Genomic DNA, 23,364 nt, shown 5'->3' with positions numbered 1-23,364 from the left:
ATGCGTTTTTAGCTCAGTTGGATAGAGCAACGCCCTTCTAAGGCGTGGGCCAGGGGTTCGAATCCCTTAAAACGCACCATATATGGTGATCGTAGTTCAGTTGGTAGAGCACCAGGTTGTGGCTCTGGGTGTCGTGGGTTCGAGTCCCATCGGTCACCCCATATATTGCGGGAGTGGCTCAGTGGTAGAGCGTCACCTTGCCAAGGTGAACGTCGCGAGTTCGAATCTCGTCTTCCGCTCCAAACTGCGGGTGTAACTCAATGGTAGAGTGCTAGCCTTCCAAGCTAGTTACGAGGGTTCGATTCCCTTCACCCGCTCCAATTTTAAAAAGTTAATATTGTCTCGGGGTGTGGCGCAGATGGGAGCGCGCGTGGTTTGGGACCATGAGGTCGCAGGTTCAATCCCTGTCACCCCGACCACTAAAACTTAATAATATGCGGGTGTAACTCAATGGTAGAGTGCTAGCCTTCCAAGCTAGTTACGAGGGTTCGATTCCCTTCACCCGCTCCAAAAAAAGATAGTCTTAAGACTATCTTTTTTTCATTTGGATTAAATATTATCAATATGAAATTAGAAAATGTTAAGTAAATAAAAAATACAAAGTTATTATATTAAATCATTAATCCTTAACTTATTTAATTTAAAAAAAAATAATAAGTTGTATAGCTTTAAAAAATATAGCGAACAATAGTGACAAAGACAATTTTAAAACTATATATTTATTTAAAAATTAGAAGAGGTGGGATAGTGAAAAATATTTTTAGAATTTACAAAAGAGATATGAAAAAGCTTTTTACAAATTATGTAGCAATTATAATAATATTAGCATTAAGTATACTGCCATCACTATATGCTTGGTTTAATATTAAAGCAAGTTGGGATCCATATGGAAGTACAAATGGAATAAAGGTAGCCATAGTTAATAAAGATAAAGGATATAGATTTAACAATATGGAGTTAAAAATAGGCGATGAAATGGTTAGTGAACTTAAAAAAAATAATTCCATTGGATGGGTTTTTACAAATGAAATAGATGCAAGTTATGGTGTGTCGCATGGAAAATATTATGCAAGTATAGTTATTACAGAAGATTTTTCTAAAAATTTGACATCTTTTCTTAATAAAAATCCTAAAAAACCAGAACTTATATATAGTGTGAATGAAAAAAGTAATGCAATTGCACCTAAAATCACAGATAAGGGTGCATCTACATTACAGCAAACAGTATCAGAAAACTTTGTTAAAACAGTAAATGGTGTTATATTTGAAAATTTTAATAAGATAGGAGTTGAGGTTGAAAATCAAAAACCTAATTTAATAAAATTAATTTCAATTGTTTCAGATTTAAATAATAATATGGAGAATATAGAAATCTTAGTAGATAAATTTTATAATGGTTCATTAACTCTAGATCAGTTTATTGGAAAAATACAAACTAATGTACCGGTGATGGAAGAAACTGTCAAATCAGCTATTGAGGTAGGAAATCAAAGTAAAAAATTTATTGAAGAGGGAAAAGAAACGATTGAAACAGTGTCACCATACATAAAAGAAAGTTTAGAGTTTGCAAGAGATACTGCAGTAGAGGCAAGTAATTTAATAGATTCTATCTTAAATAGTACAAGTGGAAATGAAACGGCTAAAATCTTAAATACAATAGAAACATTACTTAAAGCTACGGATTCTAAAATTATATCAATATATGAAAAAATAGATAAAATAAATAATTTAGTTCAAAATCCAACTTTGAATGAAGTATCAGCACAACTAAAAGATATTTCCACTGGGATAAAATCACAAATTTCAACAGTACAAGAATTAATTGTAGCTTCTGAAAAAGGTGATGAATTAGCTCAAAATACTCTTATGAAGCTAAAAAATGATATAAATCAAGTAATAGAATTTATAAATGAGAAAATAGATTCTTTTGACAATGAATTTAAACCAGCATTAACTGATGTAATTGAAAAATTATCTACTATAGCAGATAATTCATTGAAAATGCTAAATGATTTAAATAGTGATATGCCAACTATCACAAATCTGTTAAGTTTAGCAGATGAGGGCGCAACATTAGGTAGTGAAAAATTAAAAGAATTTAAAGATGCTTTGCCAGAAATAAAAGAATCATTATCAAAAGTTAATGATAAAATATCTGTTTTGAATGATGATGAGAAAATAAATAGTTTAATAGAGTTATTAAAAACTAATCCTGATAGTGCAAAAACATTTATATCAACTCCAGTAGAATTAGTGCAAAATAGTCTTTATAAGATACCAAACTATGGTTCAGCTATGTCGCCATTTTATACTGTACTTGCTATATGGGTTGGAACATTAATATTATCATCAATATTAACAGTTGAAGTTCATGAATTCGAAGGTGAAAGACCGTTAAAAAGTTATGAAAAATTTTTCGGGAAATATTTATTTTTTTTCACTATAGCAGTGACTCAAGGGTTAATAGTTGCAATTGGAGATAAATATTTATTAGGATGCTATGTTGTAGATGTTAAATTATTTATAGCTCTTGCAGCATTAACAGCTACAGTATTTTCAATGATAGTTTATTCATTAGTGTCAGTTCTTGGAAATGTAGGGAAAGCATTAGGTGTTATATTATTAGTATTACAAGTGGCCGCATCAGGTGGTACATTTCCAATAGAAGTTACACCTCCATTTTTTCAAGCAATAAATCCATATCTACCATTTACATATGCAATAGGAGCTATGAGAGAGGCTGTAGCTGGAGCTGTAGTAACAAATTTGAGAAGAGATATAACAAAACTTTTATTGTTTTTTATAGTATTTTTACTCATAGGAGTGCTATTAAAGAAACCTTTAGATAAAATAGTAGAGAAGTTTAATGCTAAATTTAAAGAAAGTGGATTATCAGAATAAAAAAATAAAAAGATATATTACATTTTAAGTGTAATATATCTTTTTTTCTATGATTTTGTTATATTTAAAATTTCAATATGATGAAGGGTTTCTTTTTCAATAAGACTTTGTGCTAGAACATTTAATGTATCTATATTATTAAGTAGTATATTTTTCGTATCTAAATATAATGTTTCTATTGTTTCTTTACATTCGTCAAAAATCATTTTAGAACTAGCATTTTTAACTTCGTCAGGCATTCCTGAAACTCTTATGAGCCCTAAAGATTCACCCATACCGTATTCTGCTATCATATTATAAATTATATTTGTACTTTGTTTTAAATCATTATAAGCTCCGGTAGTTATATTTTTTTCACCAAAAATAATTTCTTCAGAAGCACGACCACCTAAGAATACCATTACTTTATTGGTTAAATACTCCATGGTTTGGAAGTTGCTATCTTGTGGTAATGATAATGTATAACCGCCAGCACCTTTTGTAGTTGGTATTATTGAAATTTTGCTGACTTTTTCATTTGGCAACTTTAATAAGGAAACTAATGCATGTCCAGCTTCATGGTATGCAGTAATTTCTTTATCTTTAGAAGTTAAAGAAGTTTTATCAATTTTTTCATAACCAGCTATAATATTAGAAAAAGACTTATCTAAATGATGCTCTGTAATATAGGGTGCATTTTCTTTACAAGCTAGTATAGCTGCTTCATTTATTAAACTTTCAATTTTAGCACCAGAAAAATAAGCAGTTTTTATTGCTAGATCTTTTAAGTTAAAATTATTATATGGTTTGTTTTTTAAATGAAGGGAAATAATTTTTTCTCTAGCAGATATATCAGGTAATGCAACTTCTATATGTCTATCAAATCTGCCGGGTCTTAATAATGCAGAATCTAATACATCAAGTCTATTAGTTGCTGCTATTACAACTATATTATGACTTTCGTTGAAGCCTGACATTTCGGTAAGAAGTGCATTTAATGTTTGATCTTTTTCTTCAGAACTTCCATTGGTACTATTGCTTCTTTTTTTACCAATAGCATCAATTTCATCTATAAAAATAACAGCTTTCTTATTAGATTTAGCTTTTTTAAAAAGGTGTCGTATTCTACTAGCACCTACCCCTACATACATTTGTATGAAATCAGAACCAGAAACAGCGTAAAATGGAACATTTGCTTCACCAGCAATGGCTTTAGCTATAAGAGTTTTGCCTGTACCTGGGTCACCATGTAATATAATTCCCTTTGGCATTCTAGCACCATATTTTTTATATTTTTCAGGATTTTTAAGATAATCTACTATATCTTTAACATTTTCTTTAACTTCATCATTTCCAGCTACAGAATTGAAATTAAAATTATTAGCCATAGATGAAGATACATCTTGTGCATCTATACAAGAAATACCGCCCTTTGTTTTTTGATTTGACATAAAAAATGAAATTATAAATATAATTGATACAATAAAAGATATGGAAGCAACAGTTTGAATTTTAGAAATAGAAGAATTTAAATTAACTTCTATATTATTCTTTAAAAGTGACTCTTTTAAATTTGAACTATTAGGATTATCAGTTATATATTTACTCCCATCATTAAGTATTATTTCAATTTTAGAAGATGGAGATAAATTAACAGAATGTACAATTTTATTATCAACATCTTTTAAGAAACTACTATAATTTTTAAATGGCATATTTAAATTTGTAGAATTTATATAAACCATTATAAATAAAGACAAAAAAGCTATTACAGTTGGAATAGAAATAAGAAGTTTTTTATTAAGTTTCATAATATTCCTCACTTTCTTAAGAAAATATACTGTATAAAATATTATATAGTTTAAAATGTGTTTGTCTAATTAAAAGCATATAATATGGAAATGTAATTTATGGAATATAACTTGAAATATTAAAAGAGAAAGAAAACACATCTTTCTCTTTTAATAATGATTTGTACAATGAAATCTTATTATAATAAATTAAATTATATAAAAATTAGTGAATTGAACATCTGAATGATTAATAATTTTAGCTGGAATCCCAACTGCTGTAGAATTTGAACATAATGGTTTTAAAACTACTGAATTTGCTCCAATTTTGCAGTTATCACCAATTGTTATAGGTCCTAAAATTTTTGCTCCACAACCGATAATAACATTATTTCCAATTGTGGGATGACGTTTACCTTGATGTTTGCCTGTACCACCTAAAGTAACTCCATGATATATTACAACATCATCTCCAATAACGGAAGTTTCACCAATAACTACACCCATTCCATGGTCTATAAAAAGTCGTCTACCTAATGTAGCACCAGGATGAATTTCTATACCAGTTAAAAATCTAGCAACTTGTGATATAAATCTGGCTAAAAAGTATAATTTTAAGTTATATAATTTTTTAGCAAATCTATAAAATAATAAAGCATAAAATGAGGGGTAAAGGATTCCTTCAATATAGCTTTTTATTGCTGGATCCTGTAATTTAATAGTTTTAAGATCTTCTTTTATATATTTAAACATATAATATCACCTTCATTATTTAAAAATACCCATAGATAAGTATTTTTCACCTCCATCAGGGGCTATAGTTAATATTTTATGATTAGGTCCTAAAAGTTTTGCTAGTTGCAATGCCGCATAGATGTTTGCACCAGAAGATATTCCTAAAAATAGACCTTCTGAGGAAACTAGTGATTTAGTTGTTTCAATTGCATCTTCATCAGTAACTGCAATTATATAATCAACAAATTTTTTATTGTATATCTTAGGGATGAATCCAGCACCAATTCCTTGTATCTGATGAGAAGAAGGATTCCCACCAGACAGAACAGGAGAAGATTTAGGTTCAACAGCAACAATTTTTATATTAAAAGCTTTTTCTTTAAGTTTTTCACCAACTCCAATTAAAGTTCCACCAGTACCAACTCCAGCAACAAATGCAGATAAATCAGGAATATCATTTAAAATTTCTAATGCTGTGCTTTCATAGTGTTTTTTAGGATTGTTTAAATTTTCAAATTGATTTAATATAAAGCAATTTGGATTTTCAGAACATAATTCTAAGGCTCTATTTATAGCTCCGTTCATGCCTTTAGAACCATCTGTAAGAATTAACTCTGCACCGTAAGAACTTATAATATTACGTCTTTCAACACTCATAATTTCAGGCATTATTATTATTACCTTATAACCTTTTAATTTTCCAATCATAGCAATAGCTATACCGGTATTTCCACTTGTGGGTTCAACTATAATGCTATCTTTATTTAAAAGACCATTTTTTTCAGCAGCCTCGATCATTCCTAGAGCAGCTCTATCCTTTATGCTGCCAGCAGGATTACATTTTTCGAGTTTTACATAAACATCAGCCATAGATGGTGTTGTTAATTTATTTAACTTTACAATAGGTGTATTACCAATTAAATCTAAAACATTTTTATATAACATAATTAAGCCTCCTAATATTTTAAGTTTTTAACAAATTTTAATAGGTACCATTAAATTAATAAATTTATATATAAGAATAATCATAGCTATGTATTGAAATTTATATTTATACAATAAAAAAACTTCGTCTCTAATAATATAGAGACGAAGTATAAAACTCCGTGGTTCCACTCTAATTGGACAAAAGTCCCACTCGAAAAATTCAGATACTAATATATCCTATCGCTATAACAGGCGAACCTGGAAAATCCTACACGGAACAATATAAAAATTGTTTATTCGGATATTCTGCTCCAAAGGGCACTTCTCATAAATCTATAGTAAAGACTTCTCACCAATGTCTTTTCTCTGTAACTTAGTAATTATGATACTTTTCTTTATCAATGCATTTATATAATATTTTAATATGTTCAAATTAAATATACATGTAAATTAATAAAAGTTTAAAATCATTATAGAATAAATATATTAATAATACTAGGAAAATGTTACAAAATAATGATAATAATTATTAATAATATTAATTACAATGATTAATATTATTAATTACAAACCTAATATATGAGGAAAATAAAGAATAAAGTAATAAAATTTTTTTATGTACAATGACTAGTGTTTGAATTTTATATATAATTAAATTTTGTTGTTATTTTAATAAATTTGACTTATGATAAAGAAGAATTAAGAAGTTTAAAATGAAACTTGCAATTATGAATGATTATTATAAATATGTTCTTAACTGTGAGTAAATAATGAGCTTATAATCAATAATATTAATGTTTAGCAACTAAAATGTCATAAAATAATATTATTATATAATATGACAAATATAAAACTATGATTATATGAGGAGTTGAAAAAAGTGAGATTAAAAAATCAAGTTAATTTTTTAAGAAAATCTTATGAAGATATAAAAAAATTTGATATATACTTAAGTTTATGTGAACCAGAGATTAGTTGTGAAGTATCTTTAGCATTAAAGAGATATTACACATGGGTGTTGAAAAATAATTTTAAAATAGAATTAGAAGATGATGATGTTTTAAAATATTTCAGCAATATAGTAAAGGATTTAAGTTACATTCCTACATCGAAATTAAATTATGCAGATATGAAAAAATTAATAGTTGCACATTTTTCATTAGGAGAATTATATATACATAAAAATAATAGAAGTTTTGCTGAGGAACATTTTGAAAAGGTTATAGAGATTTTAAATAATGCAAATAAAAATGATAGTAAGTTTTTCAATATGGTTCAAGATGAAGATGACATAACTGTATTTGAACTTTCTATGTGGGCAAGAAAAAACTTAGGTGACATATGTAGTAATAATGAAAAGGCGTTAGTATTTTATGAAAGTATAGTTAGTGATAGAGAATTATTATACTTAGAAAAAAATAAATCCATATATTATATATCAAAAGTTATGGAAGATGTTGATAAAGCATATGAAGCAGCTATTAATATTATAAAAGTTATGCCAGACTATGAAAATGTAGGAAAAGATGCCGTAGAATTTTTAAGAAACAGTAAATTTTATTTGAAAGCATTAGAAATTTGTTACAATGAATATTATAAAAATGAAGATATATACTGGGTAAATGTAGCTATAAGCTGTTGTAATGTTGATAAAAGCTTTAATATACAATGTTTAGAAAGAACAGTAAAATTTTTAGAACTATTATTGACAACTCAACATTTTGATGAATGGGGAAATTTAGTTGAGGCACTATATAATGCAGTGAAGAATTGGAGTACGGGACTTCAAAATTTATTAGAATATCTTAGTAGTACTTTAAATAAGATAAATTATAAGTCAATAGATTATAGCAACTTTAGTAATTGTTTACCAGTTTTAAAAAATATATATAAAGAAATTTTAGATAAAAAATATGAGAATAAAAAAATAAGGGGATTTGAAGAAGATTTTAATTTTTACTTTATGATGGCTTCATTTAGAAATAAAAATTATAATGATAGTTTTGAAGCTTCTACTAGATTATTGGCTATGAAAGTTCAAGGTAGTTTGAAATATGATATAAATTATATAGAGAAAGTTATGAAAGCTAGTTTAGAGAATGTTTCTCAAAATGAAGATAATGTAAAAATTTATCCTTGGATGGAATTAATAAATAAAGTAAATTTCATAGGTGAAAAATGCGATTTTAACAATGATATAACATATGATGAGCAATGTAGAATAGTAAACAGAAAAATAAAAATACTAATTTTATGTGAAGATTTAAAACGAAAAGAAGAGTTTTTAAATAGTATGCAACAAAACATATTTAAAATAGTAAATAAAATAGAAAGTGGAGAATTTGTTGTTGTAGAAGATCAAAATATAGATATTGCTGATATAGCTATAGTTTTATTAGAAAATAATAATATAGAAAAAGGCATAAAAGATAAAATTAGTGAGCTAGATTACAAGAATACAAGTAAATTTTTATGGATAGTTAGTAGTGATATCTCAGATGCAGAAGTGAAAGAAACTAAACAAATTTTGAAAAATAAGGGTATTTTATCTCACGAAGAAATTTATAAAGAATCAGATGTAGAAGATATATACAATAAAATAGAAGAATCAGTTCCTAATAGTATTACTATGTATAGATATAATGATTTTTCAAATTTAGTAAAAAAACATTTAAAAGATATAGATAAAGAAACAGAGAGAGAATTTCTTGAAAAAGGTTTAGAAGTACAGTCTGTTGAGGATTCAACCTTTAAATATGAAGAAGACTTAAAAATAATAAAAAATAATGTTGAAGATTTTAAGGATAAAATAAATAATGACTTAGAATCTTTGAAGGATTATGTTGGAAATAAAATAGATACAGTTGTACCTGCAATTATAGATTCAAATTCAAGGATTATTGACACTATAGAAGAAGGAAAAAATTTAAGAGATGAAGCAGAAAGTGCTATCAGTAATAAAATTGTAGAGTGGTGTAATGAAGAAATAGTAGATATGCTAAAAAATCAATTTAATATGTTTTTAAATAAATATGATAAGGTATATTTTTCTCAATTAGACTTAATTAGAAGTACAAATAATAATACTAGGAAGATTAAACCAATTGCTTTAGATTTTGCAGATGACATTAAAGAAGTCAATTTTATCTCAGAAGATGATTTAAAAATAAAAATAAATAATTACTATGAGGAATTTCTTGAAAACTTAGATTTCAAATTTAAAATGTTTCCAAGAAAAAATATAATAAAAAGTATAGCAACTGGTTTATCTGGAATTTTTTTGAAACAAGGGGACAAAATAAGTAATAAAAAAGAATTAGTAAAAGCTGAGTTAATTGAAGAAAGTGATATAGTTTGTGATAATATTTATAATAAAATATTTGATAAATTGGAAGAATTAACTTTAAAAATACACATGGAAATTGATGATATATTTAAAGAGCTAATTGATGATATAGAAAAAAATATATTAACATCTAAAAAGATTTTTGAAACTAAAAAAATAGAGAGAAATGGATTAGAAACAAGAAATAAAGAGATTGTAATAAATATATCATTTATAAATAGTGAATTAGAAAAATATAAAAAACAATTATTACTTGGAGTATTGTATTGTAACGGAACAGTTTATAAAATATAAATTTTAATGTTGAAAGTAAAGTCGTATTTTTACTAAATTTGACTTTACTTTTTTATTATACAATATTTTAAAATGTATATATCATAGAATGCATTTTATTAAATAGAATATCTAAATTTTTTTCTTTATCATTAAAATTAGATAAAAGTAATGAGTCAATGTTATTTAGTAAGTGTAAAATAAATGTTGAACTATACAAATAGTTAACTATAGAATTAGAATCTTGTTCAAGTGAATTAACTATATGGGAAATAGGTAAAGAAAGGTTAGTGTAATAACTTTGAATAAAAATATATTTTTTTATATCCTTAGTTAATGGATATAAGGTATACATATCATCATAAATTATTTCAATTATATCTTTAAGTTTTGATCTATTATCTAAAGAGGAAATTCCTTTGAGTTTTGAAAAAGTGTTTTGCCAATGATTATCTAAAATTTTTACAATTATTTTACGTTTATTGGGGAAATAATTGTAGAGAGTACCAATAGATAAATTGCACTTTTTAGAAATTGATTTCATGTCTACATTTTCGTATCCTCTTGAAATAAATAAAGTTTTAGAAGTATTTATAATATTATATTCTATGTCTTCGTTATTAATATTAGGCAACTTGTAAATAACCTCCCTGCAAAAAGAATAAATCTTCGTTATATAAAACATAATATTCATAAGGAGTGATAAATATGAAATATAATTTTAATAATGAATGTAAAAATACTATTTCAAAAGTAAGAAAGAATTCTGATGGCGACATTACAGATGTTATGCTTTCAAATGGAGACACATACTCAATAAAAGAAGGAATAAACATGGCTAAGAATGGAATGATTGAAGGTGTAAATGTAGGAAAGGCTAAAAACGGAAGAGAATTTTTAAGAAGTAATCCAAATGGAAAAGAGGATGATAACTTAGACAATAAAGAGATGTTTTAAAAAAGAGCTGATTAGCATCAGCTCTTTCTATTCTTCCAATGAATATGATGAATTAGTTATTTTAAAGTTGTTTTTAATTCCATCAGTTATAAAGATCTTTTTATCTTTAGTTATAAAAATAGCATCTATATTATCTAAAGACTCTATAAATTCTAGACCTTTTTTAGAACCTAAAGCAAAAGTAGTTGTAGAAAGTGCATCTCCATCAATAGATTTATCACTTATTACAGAAACACTTAATAAATCATTATCAAAAGGATAGCCAGTTTTAGGATCTAAAATATGATGATAAATTTTGCCATCTACTTCTAAGTATCTTTGATATGTACCAGATGTAACTATAGATTTGTTCTTTACAAGTAAATTACCTACAGAACCTTTTGTGTCATTAGGATCTTGGATACCAATTCGCCAATCAGTTCCATTAGGTTTATTACCTAACATATATATATTTCCACCTAAATTTATCATAGCACTACTAACATTATGTTCTTTAAGCAAGTCAGTTAAAATGTCAGCAGCATAGCCTTTAGCTATTCCACCAAGATCTATTACCATATTTGGTTCTTTTAAAAATATAGTTTTATCATTTTCATTCAAATCAACATTTTTAAAACCTACATAAGATAAAGTATCTTTTATAAGTGTATTTTCAGGGACTTTAGCATTCTCAGTTCCTATTCCCCAAAGTTTTACAATTGGGCCTATAGTTATATCGAAATTTCCATTTGAAAGTTGAGAATAATAAAGGCCTCTTTTTACTATATTAAAAGTATCATCACTGACTTTAATAGGTTTATTTCCTGCATTTTCATTTACTGTATCTAATTCTGTACCAGTTTTATTTATACTTACCAAATCTTCTAAATTCTTAAGTTCATCAAAACATTTATCTAAAATACTTGTATCTTTAGAATCAAATATTTGAATTGTACAAACAGTACCTATTATCATATCAGTTCTAGAAATAGGTTCAGAACTTTGTTTTGAACATCCAAATATGAAAAATGAAGATAAGATAGTACAAAATAATATACATTTTTTTAAAAAATTCATATGTAATAACCTCCTAACTGTATAGTTACAAAAATTATAAATATAATTTAAAATTATTATATCATAAAAAGAGACTTTAGGATAAAACCTAAAGTCTCATATTGGCTTGTACTATATTGAAAAAATATTGTACCAATATATTATTTTGCTGGTTTTACTTTAACTACATCAGTATTACCTTTTTCAGCTGCTTTTAAAGCTTCTGTAGCTAAAAGTTTGAAATCAGATGATGAAGTAGTAGCGCCTGTTATACTATCAACTTCTTCTATATTTCCTTTTTCTATTAATTGTTTGCTAAATTTTTCTGAAAATTCTTTTGGATAAGTCTTTGCAACTGGTTCCATTTGTGCTTTGTAGTCTTCATCTTCAGATTTTAATTTATCTTCTTCATTTTTGTAATCAGCTTTACAATCAACTATTTTTCCTTCTTCAATAGTTAATTCTACAAATCCAGTCCAACCATGGCTATCAGCTTCACTGAATTCAGCTTTGTATGTGCCATCTTGAGGGCCTTCAGTTTTAGAAGATCCACATCCTACTAGTAATGTTCCTGCTAATAATGCTGCTGAAACAGCACTTAAAAGTTTTTTATTCATTTAAAAGTCCTCCTATTAATAAAAAAAAGATGTATTGCTATTTTAAATTGTATATAATTTAACTAAAAAAGTAAATATAAAATATCGAAAAAATTCAAAAATATTAAAAAATATGTAGAAGTAGAAGAAAAATTTAATGAAAACAAATAATAATTTTACAGTTTAATACTTAATATATATATTTAGGTTAAATATCGAGTTGAATTTTAAATTAAATAAAACAATAAAGAAAAAATATTATATAAATTATAAAGTTGTATGACTAATTTATAACGATAATAAACATATCAATAAGATTATTAATTGAAAAATTAAATTATTATAATTATATGGAGAAACCATATGTAATGTCATTGTATTATTTAAAGCAATATTGTATTATGAAGAAAGCTAAAAGATATATAATTAAGAATATACTATTAAGGTTCGAAAGGGAAATTATGAAAATACTAAAAAAATTTGATATAGTGATAATAATAGTATTACTGTTGTTGTCTTTTATTCCATATGGAGCAATTATGATATTCAATATTAATGGAAATAGCAATGGTGTATATGCTAAAATAACTGTTAATGGAGAAGAATATAAGATTGTAAGATTAGATACACATAGTGGAGTTGAAGAATTTAATGTAAAAACCTCAAAAGGTTATAATACAATAAAATTAGAAGATGAAAAAATAGCAATAGTTGATGCTGATTGTAATGATAAAGTTTGTGAAAGAGTAGGGTACATATATAAAGTTGGGCAGACTGCGGTGTGTCTACCACATAAATTAATAATAGAGATTACCGGTGAGGTAAAAGAAACTGAAGAGGAAGACTTTATAGCTAGATAGGAGAGAAAAAATGAAAGATACTAAAAGATTAGTGTATATATCGCTCTTGATAGCAGAAGCTTTGGTTTTACATATAATTGAAGGAATGATTCCAGTACCATTTATTACTCCTGGAGCAAGACTAGGTTTTGCAAATATAATAACAGTAATTTCCTTATATACATTAAGTTATAAAGATACTGCTGTGGTTTTATTTGTTAGAATTTTATTATCAGTTATGTTTGGGGGAAGTATTTCAAGATTAATGTATAGCTTAGGTGGAGCTGTTTTTAGCTTTATATCAATGATAATTGCAATAAATTTATTTAAGGATAAAGTAAGTATTATAGGGGTAAGCGTTATAGGTGCAGTTTTTCATAATGTAGGGCAGTTGATAGTGGCATCATTAATAGTAGAAACTTTAGGTGTAATGCTATATTTGCCGGTAATGACAATAGCTGCAATAGGCACTGGAATATTTGTAGGATTAACTTCTAACTTTGCAGTAAATCATTTAAATAAAATAAATAAGAAGCTTAAAATGTATTAAGTTTGAATGAAAGTAAAATAAAAAAGTATATGAAGATTTTATCGGAGGGAGACCTCCGTAATTTATCTTTAGTAAAATTAAATTGTTAAATGGGAATTTTTGAATCAGGTGGGGATATGGGAATGAAATTGAATACTAACATATTAGAATCTATATTAGAGTCTTTAGATGAATATATAGTTATTATTGATAAAGATTTGAATATAGTTATGTTTACTGAGTTATTTAAAGATTTTTTTGGGGAAAAGAATATTTTGATAGGTCAGAAAATTGATAATATTATATATAATAATAATTTTAAAAAAGTTATGGCAAGTAAAGATAGAAAAGAACAGCTATTAGATGAAACAAAAGAAAAGAATGCTATATTTATACAAAGTCCAATTATTGAAAATAATATAGTTTTAGGAGCTGTAGGTAAAATTGTTTTTGAAGAAGATATAGGCAAAAGGGAAGATGAAATAGTAAATAATTCATTAGAGAATACAGCAAAATATAATTTTAACAATTTAATTGGTAAAAGTGATAAATTTATAACATGTATAAATTTGGCAAAAAAAGTTTCAAAAGGAGATTCAAATATATTGATAACAGGTGAAAGTGGAACTGGAAAAGAGCTAGTTGCACATTCAATACATAATGCAAGTAAACGTAAAAATAAACCATTTGTAAAGATAAATTGTGCAGCAATACCATCAGAATTATTTGAGTCTGAAATGTTTGGTTATGAGGAAGGAGCGTTTACAGGAGCAAAACGTAAAGGAAAAAAAGGGTTATTTGAAATCGCAGATGGAGGTACAATGCTTTTAGATGAAATTGGAGATATGGATCTTAATATGCAAGTAAAACTATTAAGAGTTCTTCAAGAAAAAGAGGTTTCAAGGGTTGGTGGAGGTGAAGTAAAAAAGATAGATGTTAGAGTAATAGCAGCAACTAATAAATCACTTCTTAAACTTATTGATGAAGGCAAATTTAGAGAAGATCTATATTATAGATTGAATGTTATACATATAAATTTACCATCTTTAAAGGATAGAAAAGAAGATATAGAACCACTTTGTGATATGCTTATCAAAAATATATGTGAAAAATATGGGGTATATTGCAAAGGGACATCTAAAGAAGCTATGAAATGCTTAGAAGAATATAATTGGCCAGGTAATGTTAGACAATTAGAAAATATTATAGAAAGAGCTATAAATTTGATTGATGAAGATGTTTTAATAAAAACTAAACATTTGCCTGAACAAATAATTGAATATAAAAATGTAAAAACTGTTTTTTTAGAGCAAGGAACACTAAAAGATTCAGTTGAAAAATTAGAAAAAACACTTATTATTCAAACACTTAAAGACGTTAGAGGGAATAAAAATAAAGCAGCTAATATATTGGGATTAAGTAGAGCTGGATTATATAAAAAAATTGAGAGGTATAGTATTAAGACAAATTAAAATAATAAAGAAACGCAAAAAGATAAAGCGAAAAATAAATTAATAAGGTATAGTAATTCAAAATATGTAAACAAAGTATACATGTGTATTTTGTTTACATATTCAGAATTTTGTTAATTAAAAGACAAAGTAATTGCTAAAACCTTAACAAAGTATAATGTTGAAAAAAATGTAATCATTTACTATGTAAACAAAGTATACATAAAAAATAGCCTTTAATATTTAGATACAATATAAAATGGCTATATAGTGGGAATTAAGATAGTTGGCATGAGTATTGCTTATTAATATTAATGTAATAGGGAAATGAAAATTATGACTATAATTACGTGATTATTTTATTAAGGGGATTATAAAATTTATCATTTTGTAATTTAAAACATAATTTAAAATATTATTCATGGGGGTTTAAATATAATGAGAGAAGTAGTAATAGTAAGTGCAGTTAGAACTGCGATAGGATCATTTGGAGGAAGTTTAGCAAAGCTTTCAGCTGTAGATATTGGTGTAATAGCTGCGAAAGAGGCTATAAAAAGAGCTGGAGTTAATCCAGAAATAATTGATGAAGCTATAATAGGAAATGTTTTAACAGCAGGAGCAGGACAAAATACATCACGTCAAATAGCATTAAAAGCAGGTTTAAATCCATCATCAACAGCTATGACTGTAAGTAAAGTTTGTGGATCAGGACTTAGAGCTGTAAGTTTAGCAGCTCAAATAATAAAATTAGGAGATGCTGATGTAATTTTAGCAGGTGGAACTGAAAGTATGAGTAATGCACCATATGTATTACCAAGCAATAGATGGGGCCAAAGAATGGGCGATGGAAAAGTTGTAGATACTATGATAAAGGATGGATTATGGGAAGCATTTAATGATTATCATATGGGAATGACTGCTGAAAATATAGCAGAAGAATACAATTTTACAAGAGAAATGCAAGATCAGTTTTCATTGACTAGTCAATTAAGAGCTGAAAAAGCAATTAAAGAAGGAAGATTTAAAGATGAGATTGTTCCAGTGGAAATACCACAAAGAAAAGGTGATCCAATAATATTTGATACAGATGAATTTCCAAAAGCTAATTCAACAATAGAAAAATTAGCTAAATTAAAACCAGCATTCAAAAAAGGTGGAACAGTAACAGCTGGAAATGCATCAGGAATAAATGATGGTGCGGCAATGCTTATCATAATGGCAAAAGAAAAAGCAGAAGAATTAGGTATAAAACCTTTAGCTACTATAAAATCTTATGCATCAGCAGGTGTAGATCCAAAAGTTATGGGTTGTGGACCAATACCAGCTACTAAGAAGGCATTAGAAAAAGTAAACTTAAAAGTTGAAGATTTAGATTTAATCGAAGCAAATGAAGCATTTGCAGCTCAATCATTGGCTGTTTTAAAAGATTTAAATTTAAATCCTGAGATAGTAAATGTAAATGGTGGAGCTATTGCATTAGGACACCCAATAGGAGCATCTGGTGCTAGAATATTAGTTACTTTATTACACGAAATGGAAAAAAGAGATGCTAAAACAGGTCTTGCAACTTTATGTATAGGTGGAGGACAAGGAACTGCATTAGTAGTAGAAAGAAACTAATAGTTAACAAAAATTTATAATGATATTTAAGGCATTATTAGAATTGAATTAGATTCTAGTAGTGCCTTTTGAAATTATATAAATTTTAATCATAATTTGTAAAAATACTTATATAAATATTAAAGTATGATAATAAATTTAATAATATATTGAAGTTTAATTTATAAGTATAAATACATAAATTGTAATAACTAAATTACTGAAAAAACTAAATTTATATGGTATACTAAATAATGAATTTATAATGTTTTATCATACTTTAAGCTTTTAAAGAAAAGTGAAAGGAATTTGGTTTATGGATAAAAACTTAGAAGGCTCAGATAAAAAGAAAAAAAGAAAAAGAAAATCTAAAAATAAAACAAGGTTGTCGAAAAATGTTAAAATTTCAATAGGTGTATCGGCAGCAGTTATAATAGTTGGGTTAATTGGCGGGGGTGTTTATGTAAAAACAAGTGTTGAAAAATATAAAGAAGCCATATATCCTGGTATGAAGATTCAAGGTATGGATTTATCAGGCAGAAATAGGGAAGATGCTATAAAAATAATAAATGAAAACTATACTAAAGCAATGAATGAAAAAAGAATTGTAATTAAAAGCAAAGATAAAGAGTATGATATAAAATATTCAGACTTAGGGTTAACATTTGATTATGAAAACACAGTTGATGAAGTTTTAAAAGAAGGAAAAGATAAGGACTTATTTGAAAAATTTAAAATGATAAAGTACCCAAAGGAAAAAGATCATGAAATTAAATTTACTTATAATGAAGCACCTGTAAATGAAAAAATTAAAAATGTAGCAAAAGAATTAAATAAAAATAAAGTAGAAGCAACTATATCTGGATATGGTGGAAACTTTAATATTACTGATGAACAAGTTGGATATAAAGTTGATGAGGAATCTTTAAAGAAAGACATATTAAAGCATATAGCTGAATCAAAAATAGATGAAAAAGAAGTAGTTGTTGAGGTTAAATTAATAGAGGATAAACCTAAAATAACAAAAGCTGAACTGAAAAAGGTAGATACTTTAATGTCATCTTATAGTACAAGCTATGCAGGTGGAACCATAGATAGATCTACCAATATAGAAATATGTACTAATACAATTAATGGTAAAGTATTAATGCCAGGGGAAAGTTTTAGCTTTAATAATATAGTTGGAGATACTACACCTGATAAAGGATATCTAGAAGGTGGAGTATATGTAGGAAATAAATTAGAAAAAGGTTATGGTGGAGGCATATGTCAAGTATCATCTACTTTACATAATGCTGTTATAAAAATGGGTATACTTCCAGATCAAAGATTGAATCATAATATGACAGTTGGATATGTGCCACTAGGATTAGATGCTACTATTGCATATCCATATATAGACTATGTATTTACTAATCCTACTAAGTTTCCATTATATATAGAAGGAGTTGCTGGTGGTGGAACAGTTCAATTTAATATATATGGAAATTCAGCAGCTAAATCTTCAAAAACATATGAATTTACAAGTGAAACATATGAGACAATAGCTGCAACAGCTCAATATGAGGATGACCCAACATTACCAGAAGGTAAAGAAGTTGTAGTACAGCAAGGTGTTGATGGATGTAAAGTTAAAGCATATAGACTTACTTATGAAAATGGAGCTTTGATAAATCAAGAATTAATGAATAATGATACTTATGCAGCAATGCCAACTACTATAAAAAGGGGTACAGCTAAAGTTCAAAAACCAGCAGAACCACCAAAAAAAGAAGAACCACCTAAGAAGGAAGAACCTCAAAAACCAGCAGAAACACCGAAACCAACTGAAACTAAGCCACAAACAGGCAGCGGACAATAATATAAGAAGGAAACTAGAATTATACTAGTTTCCTTTTTTTATATTATCGATAACTATTATAAAAAATAGTATTATAATAAAGGATAGGAATAAATCTTTTACTATTTTAAAGATTGAGTTTAAAATATATAGAAATAAAGATAAATTTATTTTTATATTATATATATTGTTATTAATAAATATATATATGCAACAAATAAAAGTTGAAACACAACCGAGGATAGAAAGAAATTTAGCAATTTTATATAAATAATAATTGTTAGCATTAGAAGATAAATAAAAATATTTTATTAATAGAAACAGAAATAAACCAATAAGAAAAGATTCGAATCCATTGAAAATTACTAAAATTGAACAAAATATATAAGTTAAAATTAGTATGGTGTTATCATTTAAATGTAAAAGAATTTTACTAGATTTAAAAAAAATAAATTTATGATTAGGCAAAGAACGAATAAATAGATCAAATAACAACAAAAATACAATAATAGAAATTATAAAAATTATTAAATTATTCAATATAAATCACCTCGAATAATTTATAAAGTTAAGCTAAAAAATAAGATATTATAAGCTTTTAATATATATTACTAAGTTTTACATTAAAAGTTGCAAGGGAGATAATTATGGATAAAAAACAACAGTTTAATGAATTTGATAAAGTTTTACTAAACGAAGATAAACCATCTATTTTTTTTGAAAAATTAATGAATAATGGAAAATTCCCTAGTGAGTATCCTTTTAATATGTTAAGTGATTTAAAAAATGTAAATCAAAGCAAAGAACATCATCCTGAAGGAAATGTTTGGAATCATACAATGCTGGTAATAGATGAAGCTGCTAAAAGGAAAAACAATAGCAAAAACAAGATGGTTCTTATGTGGGCAGCACTTTTACATGATGTAGGAAAAGCACATACAACTAAATTTAAAAAAGGAAGGTATACAGCATATAATCATGATAAAGTAGGGGCTGAGATGGCAGAAGAATTTTTAAAAGAATTTACAAGTGATTATGAATTTATAAGTGAAGTAAAGAAAATGATATTTTATCATATGCATATAATGTTTATAGTGAAGGAACTTCCATTTGGAGATATAAAATCAATGATAAAAGATATAGACTTAAATGAATTAGCACTTTTAGGATATAGCGATAGATTAGGTCGTGGAAACTTAAAGAAAGATATAATTGAAAAGGAAGAAAAAAATGTTAAAATGTTCTTAGAGATTAGTAAGAATTATAAAAGGAAATACTTGTATAGTTGAAAAGAGGTTAATTGCATTGAAGAATAAGATATTAGATAAATTGAAAGAAAATTCTACGGAATTTATATCTGGAGAAAATTTAAGTAAAGAGTTAGGTGTAACAAGAGCTGCAATATGGAAACATATAAATGGATTAAAAGAAGAAGGATATGAAATAGAATCTGTATCTAAAAAAGGATATAGAATTATTTCTTCACCAGATAAATTAAATGAAAATGAAATAAATGAAATTTTAGAAACAAATTACATAGGAAAAAAAATAATTCATTATGATACTATAGATTCTACCAATAAGGTTGCTAAAAATTTAGCATATAATGGAGCGGAAACAGGAACAGTTATAATATCAGAAGAACAAACACTAGGTAGAGGTCGTTTAGGGCGAAATTGGAGTTCGCCAAAGGGAAAAACAATTTCTATGAGTATAATATTAAAGCCTAATATACCTACTGTTATAGCGCCGAAAGCAACAATTTTAGGTGCGGCAGCAGTTTATTGTGGACTAGAGGATATGGGTATACATACACAAATAAAGTGGCCTAATGATATTATTTTAAATGGTAAAAAAGTATGTGGAATATTAACTGAAATGAGTGGAGAAATGGATAAACTTAATTATATTGTCATGGGTATTGGAATAAATGTAAATAGTGAAGAAGAAGACTTTGATGATGAAATTAAGATTAAAGCAACATCTTTAAAAATAGAAGAAGGAAGAGAAGTTAATAGAAAACAAGTAGTAGCAAAAACATTATACTATTTAGAAAAATATTATGAAAAATTTAAAGTGAACGGTGATATACAAGATGCAGTAGAAATCTGTAAAAAGCACTCAATTATAATGAATAAAGAAGTTAGAATTATAAGTTGTGGTATAGAAAAATTAGGCAAAGTAATAGATATGGATAATGATGGCGAATTATTAGTTGAATATGATAATGGTGAAAAAGAAAAAATTATTTCAGGGGAAGTTAGTATTAGAGGAATTAATGGTTATGTATAGTAAAGATTTATTATGTTAAGAATTAAAGTCAACCTAAAATATTAATAGGTTGACTTTGATTTTGGATGCAGTGATTTTTAAGAGAAAAAATCAAAGGATACATTTATAGTGCTTTCAGATAATGTTAGACGAATATACGAAAAAAAACGCTCTTTTCTTTTACTTGTAGGTGACCCTGGATTTATAATTAATATATTATTTTTGGTAGTTAAAAAGGGTTTATGACTATGACCAAAAATTATTATATCTAAATCATCATTTTTAAAAACATCTAACACATTATCTAATGTATTTTTAAATATTCCATGTCCGTGATAAATTCCTATTTTGTAATTTTCAAGTGTGAAAATTTCCTTTTCATTAAGCAATCCTCTTGTTTTTTCTTTATCATTATTTCCAGAAACACCAATAACTTTGTAATTAGTTTTTAAATATGGTAAAAGTTCAGGATTGGTAAAATCACCAGCGTGAATTATAAAATCTATATCATTAAGTTTGTTTTCTAAAAATGGCTTTATTTTATCAAAATTTTTTCTAATATGGGTGTCAGAAAGAATAGCAACTGTAATTATTTTAATCACCACCTAATAAAAGTATCTGTTAATTTATTGTATTTAAGTTAGTAACTATATGTGATAAAACTACATAGTATAAGTATAGAATTACATTTTTGTTATGAATTAATACTGATTTTTTTATTTTAATATGATATTATAAAAATATATACTAGTCCATAAAAGTGGAGGTAATAGATATGGTAATATTAGATCTTTATTTAGTAACTATTATATTTAGTATATTGACAATAATGTTGATTTTTTATGCACTAAATAACAATGAAGAATTTCAAAATAAAATGTTAGATACAATGATGAAAAGTGAAGAGAGTGGACAAGAACCACCACAGAGTAAAGTTGTTGATTTTATAGTTTCAATATATTTTTTTGTACCAATTTTAAATATTATTGCGTCTATAGCTCTTTTAACTACTTTATATAGTAAAAAGCAAAACTAAATGCTACAAAATATACTTTGTAGTATCTAGTTTTGCTTTTTATTTAAATAAATATATAAATTTTTAACATATATAGGAATCCAAGTTGAAACTTTAAGTTATTCATGTTTCGGTTGAGAAAGTGCTATACAAAATTAACAATTAACGATAAACAATTAACAATGAAGGATAAAACTGAAAGCTCAGTTTTTTATGGATTTTTAAAATAATTTGTAGAACAAATTAATTAAGGATTATATAAAAACTTAGTTTTTATGGACGTCTATTCAAAAATATTAAGAACGAAGTGAATAATATTAACTACCATTGTTAATTGCTAACTCTTAGTTTTTAATTGGTTTCAATCATGATATAAGAATAAACTATAAGATTAGTATTATCATTTGAGAAAGAGATTATTTTGAATTTAAGCTTAGAACCCTATAGTTTGAAGTTTTTATAGTGAGGATGTAAATATTATGACACAAAAATTAAAAGATACTATTAGAATAGGACAATTAAAAGAAAAGTCAGTACATAAAAGTTTAAAAATGATTTACAAAGATAGTGGACAAGTTGAGGTTGAAGTACTAGGATATATCGTTGATGTTTTAAAAGAAAACACTATATATGAGATACAAACAAAAAAATTTTATAATATAAAAGAAAAAATAATTAATATATGTAAGGAACATCCTGTAGTATTAGTTCACCCAATAGCAATAGAAAAATATATTGTTACAGTGGATGAAAATGGGAATGAAATATCAAGAAGAAAATCACCTAAAAAAGGTAATAGATTAAATATTTTTGATGAGTTAGTATCAGCACCAGAATTTATAAAAGAAAAAAATTTGACTATACAAGTTTTACTTATAAAAAAAGATGAATATAGAATTAAAGATGGAAAGGGATCATGGAGACGAAAAGGAGTGTCTTTACTTGATAATGATTTGGTGGAAATAGTAAATGTAGTTGAATTTAAATCAATAGATGATTATATAGAGATAATTCCTAGCTATTTGTATGAGTTTACAAATAAAGAACTCTCAAAAGAACTTAATATATCGATTAATTTAGCAAGAAAAATAACTTATACTCTAAGAAAAGTAAATGTTTTAGATGGGAGTACTAAGCGAGGAAGGGAAATTTTATACAAGATAAACAAAAATTAATACAATAAACATATGTTTAAAAATATCGATATTTGTAGTATAATGAAGATAGTAGTATAGCATAAAAAAGAAAGTATACTACACTTTCTTTGAGGTTTACTATAAA

Annotated in this window: 19 protein-coding genes, 6 tRNA genes and 1 other annotated feature; of the genes, 18 read left to right on the top strand and 7 right to left on the bottom strand. The window is 26.3% G+C overall.

Translation table 11 applies throughout. The features are described from left to right. Positions 1-2: 2 nt before the first annotated feature. The 7 genes from AC07E4_RS19155 to AC07E4_RS19125 all read left to right on the top strand — a co-directional run bounded on the left by AC07E4_RS19155 (position 3) and on the right by AC07E4_RS19125 (position 2,901). Positions 3-79, top strand: a tRNA-Arg gene (locus AC07E4_RS19155). 6 nt (positions 80-85) lie between these two features. Next, a tRNA-His gene (locus AC07E4_RS19150) sits at positions 86-161 on the top strand. A gap of 6 nt (positions 162-167) precedes the next feature. Next, positions 168-242: transfer RNA gene (locus AC07E4_RS19145), tRNA-Gly, on the top strand. Positions 243-246: 4 nt separating this feature from the next. Next, positions 247-320 (top strand) — tRNA-Gly (locus AC07E4_RS19140). Between the two features lie 23 nt (positions 321-343). After that, positions 344-419 (top strand) — tRNA-Pro (locus tag AC07E4_RS19135). A gap of 17 nt (positions 420-436) precedes the next feature. After that, positions 437-510: transfer RNA gene (locus AC07E4_RS19130), tRNA-Gly, on the top strand. A 237-nt stretch (positions 511-747) separates the two neighbouring features. Beyond that, entirely contained in the window at positions 748-2,901 is a 2,154-nt protein-coding gene (locus AC07E4_RS19125; RefSeq protein ID WP_478217201.1) for a YhgE/Pip domain-containing protein, read from the top strand. Positions 2,902-2,948: 47 nt separating this feature from the next. On the opposite strand, the gene AC07E4_RS19120 is transcribed toward AC07E4_RS19125, so the two are convergent. The 3 genes from AC07E4_RS19120 to cysK form a co-directional block, all read right to left on the bottom strand. Beyond that, entirely contained in the window at positions 2,949-4,691 is a 1,743-nt protein-coding gene (locus AC07E4_RS19120; RefSeq protein ID WP_478217200.1) for an ATP-dependent metallopeptidase FtsH/Yme1/Tma family protein, read from the bottom strand. Positions 4,692-4,880: 189 nt separating this feature from the next. Continuing rightward, positions 4,881-5,423 (bottom strand): serine O-acetyltransferase EpsC, encoded by a 543-nt coding sequence (gene epsC, locus AC07E4_RS19115; protein WP_040330104.1) that lies wholly within the window; start codon positions 5,421-5,423, stop codon positions 4,881-4,883. A gap of 15 nt (positions 5,424-5,438) precedes the next feature. Continuing rightward, positions 5,439-6,350, bottom strand: coding sequence for a cysteine synthase A (cysK, locus tag AC07E4_RS19110; protein WP_478217199.1), 912 nt, complete (start codon positions 6,348-6,350; stop codon positions 5,439-5,441). A gap of 137 nt (positions 6,351-6,487) precedes the next feature. Continuing rightward, positions 6,488-6,743: a binding site (T-box leader), on the bottom strand. A 469-nt stretch (positions 6,744-7,212) separates the two neighbouring features. Here cysK and AC07E4_RS19105 point away from each other — a divergent pair. Next, positions 7,213-9,972 carry a hypothetical protein gene (locus tag AC07E4_RS19105; protein WP_478217198.1) on the top strand — a complete coding sequence of 920 codons (2,760 nt, stop codon included), beginning with the start codon at positions 7,213-7,215 and terminating at the stop codon, positions 9,970-9,972. A gap of 67 nt (positions 9,973-10,039) precedes the next feature. Here the strand turns inward: AC07E4_RS19105 and AC07E4_RS19100 are convergent, their stop codons facing one another. Beyond that, positions 10,040-10,585 (bottom strand): TetR/AcrR family transcriptional regulator, encoded by a 546-nt coding sequence (locus tag AC07E4_RS19100; protein ID WP_040330107.1) that lies wholly within the window; start codon positions 10,583-10,585, stop codon positions 10,040-10,042. Positions 10,586-10,659: 74 nt separating this feature from the next. Between AC07E4_RS19100 and AC07E4_RS19095 the strand changes: the two genes are divergently transcribed. Further along, on the top strand, positions 10,660-10,908 hold the full coding sequence (locus tag AC07E4_RS19095; RefSeq protein WP_478217197.1) for a DUF3892 domain-containing protein: 249 nt from the start codon (positions 10,660-10,662) through the stop codon (positions 10,906-10,908). A gap of 27 nt (positions 10,909-10,935) precedes the next feature. Here AC07E4_RS19095 and AC07E4_RS19090 read toward each other — a convergent pair whose 3' ends face one another. Both AC07E4_RS19090 and AC07E4_RS19085 read right to left on the bottom strand, forming a co-directional pair. Continuing rightward, positions 10,936-11,964, bottom strand: a complete 1,029-nt coding sequence (locus AC07E4_RS19090) for an FAD:protein FMN transferase (RefSeq protein WP_478217196.1) — start codon at positions 11,962-11,964, stop codon at positions 10,936-10,938. Between the two features lie 140 nt (positions 11,965-12,104). Beyond that, the gene (locus AC07E4_RS19085) at positions 12,105-12,560 is read right to left on the bottom strand and encodes an FMN-binding protein (RefSeq protein WP_040330110.1); all 456 of its coding nucleotides are present in this window, start codon (positions 12,558-12,560) and stop codon (positions 12,105-12,107) included. A 440-nt stretch (positions 12,561-13,000) separates the two neighbouring features. Here AC07E4_RS19085 and AC07E4_RS19080 point away from each other — a divergent pair, with 440 nt between their 5' ends. The 7 genes from AC07E4_RS19080 to AC07E4_RS19050 all read left to right on the top strand — a co-directional run bounded on the left by AC07E4_RS19080 (position 13,001) and on the right by AC07E4_RS19050 (position 21,089). Next, a complete protein-coding gene (locus tag AC07E4_RS19080) occupies positions 13,001-13,399 on the top strand; it encodes a NusG domain II-containing protein (protein ID WP_187372148.1) in 399 nt (132 codons plus the stop codon). A gap of 10 nt (positions 13,400-13,409) precedes the next feature. Beyond that, the gene (locus tag AC07E4_RS19075) at positions 13,410-13,928 is read left to right on the top strand and encodes a Gx transporter family protein (protein ID WP_040330111.1); all 519 of its coding nucleotides are present in this window, start codon (positions 13,410-13,412) and stop codon (positions 13,926-13,928) included. A gap of 116 nt (positions 13,929-14,044) precedes the next feature. Continuing rightward, the gene (locus tag AC07E4_RS19070) at positions 14,045-15,379 is read left to right on the top strand and encodes a sigma-54 interaction domain-containing protein (protein WP_242838446.1); all 1,335 of its coding nucleotides are present in this window, start codon (positions 14,045-14,047) and stop codon (positions 15,377-15,379) included. Between the two features lie 417 nt (positions 15,380-15,796). Further along, entirely contained in the window at positions 15,797-16,978 is a 1,182-nt protein-coding gene (locus tag AC07E4_RS19065) for an acetyl-CoA C-acetyltransferase (RefSeq protein ID WP_040330112.1), read from the top strand. A 295-nt stretch (positions 16,979-17,273) separates the two neighbouring features. Continuing rightward, a complete protein-coding gene (locus AC07E4_RS19060; protein ID WP_478217195.1) occupies positions 17,274-18,818 on the top strand; it encodes a VanW family protein in 1,545 nt (514 codons plus the stop codon). A 626-nt stretch (positions 18,819-19,444) separates the two neighbouring features. Further along, a complete protein-coding gene (locus tag AC07E4_RS19055; RefSeq protein ID WP_478217194.1) occupies positions 19,445-20,086 on the top strand; it encodes an HDIG domain-containing metalloprotein in 642 nt (213 codons plus the stop codon). A gap of 16 nt (positions 20,087-20,102) precedes the next feature. Further along, positions 20,103-21,089: a biotin--[acetyl-CoA-carboxylase] ligase gene (locus tag AC07E4_RS19050; RefSeq protein ID WP_040330114.1), complete on the top strand. Its 987-nt coding sequence runs from the start codon at positions 20,103-20,105 to the stop codon at positions 21,087-21,089. A 77-nt stretch (positions 21,090-21,166) separates the two neighbouring features. On the opposite strand, the gene AC07E4_RS19045 is transcribed toward AC07E4_RS19050, so the two are convergent. Beyond that, the gene (locus tag AC07E4_RS19045) at positions 21,167-21,670 is read right to left on the bottom strand and encodes a metallophosphoesterase family protein (protein ID WP_242838447.1); all 504 of its coding nucleotides are present in this window, start codon (positions 21,668-21,670) and stop codon (positions 21,167-21,169) included. Between the two features lie 173 nt (positions 21,671-21,843). Here AC07E4_RS19045 and AC07E4_RS19040 point away from each other — a divergent pair, with 173 nt between their 5' ends. Next, positions 21,844-22,104, top strand: a complete 261-nt coding sequence (locus AC07E4_RS19040) for a hypothetical protein (protein WP_040330115.1) — start codon at positions 21,844-21,846, stop codon at positions 22,102-22,104. Positions 22,105-22,562: 458 nt separating this feature from the next. Continuing rightward, positions 22,563-23,258: a DUF8091 domain-containing protein gene (locus AC07E4_RS19035; RefSeq protein ID WP_478217193.1), complete on the top strand. Its 696-nt coding sequence runs from the start codon at positions 22,563-22,565 to the stop codon at positions 23,256-23,258. Positions 23,259-23,364: the final 106 nt, after the last annotated feature.

Source organism: Clostridium amazonense (assembly GCF_056431285.1).
Note: the sequence above shows the minus strand (reverse complement) of the source record. Positions and strands in the feature narration are given on the sequence as shown.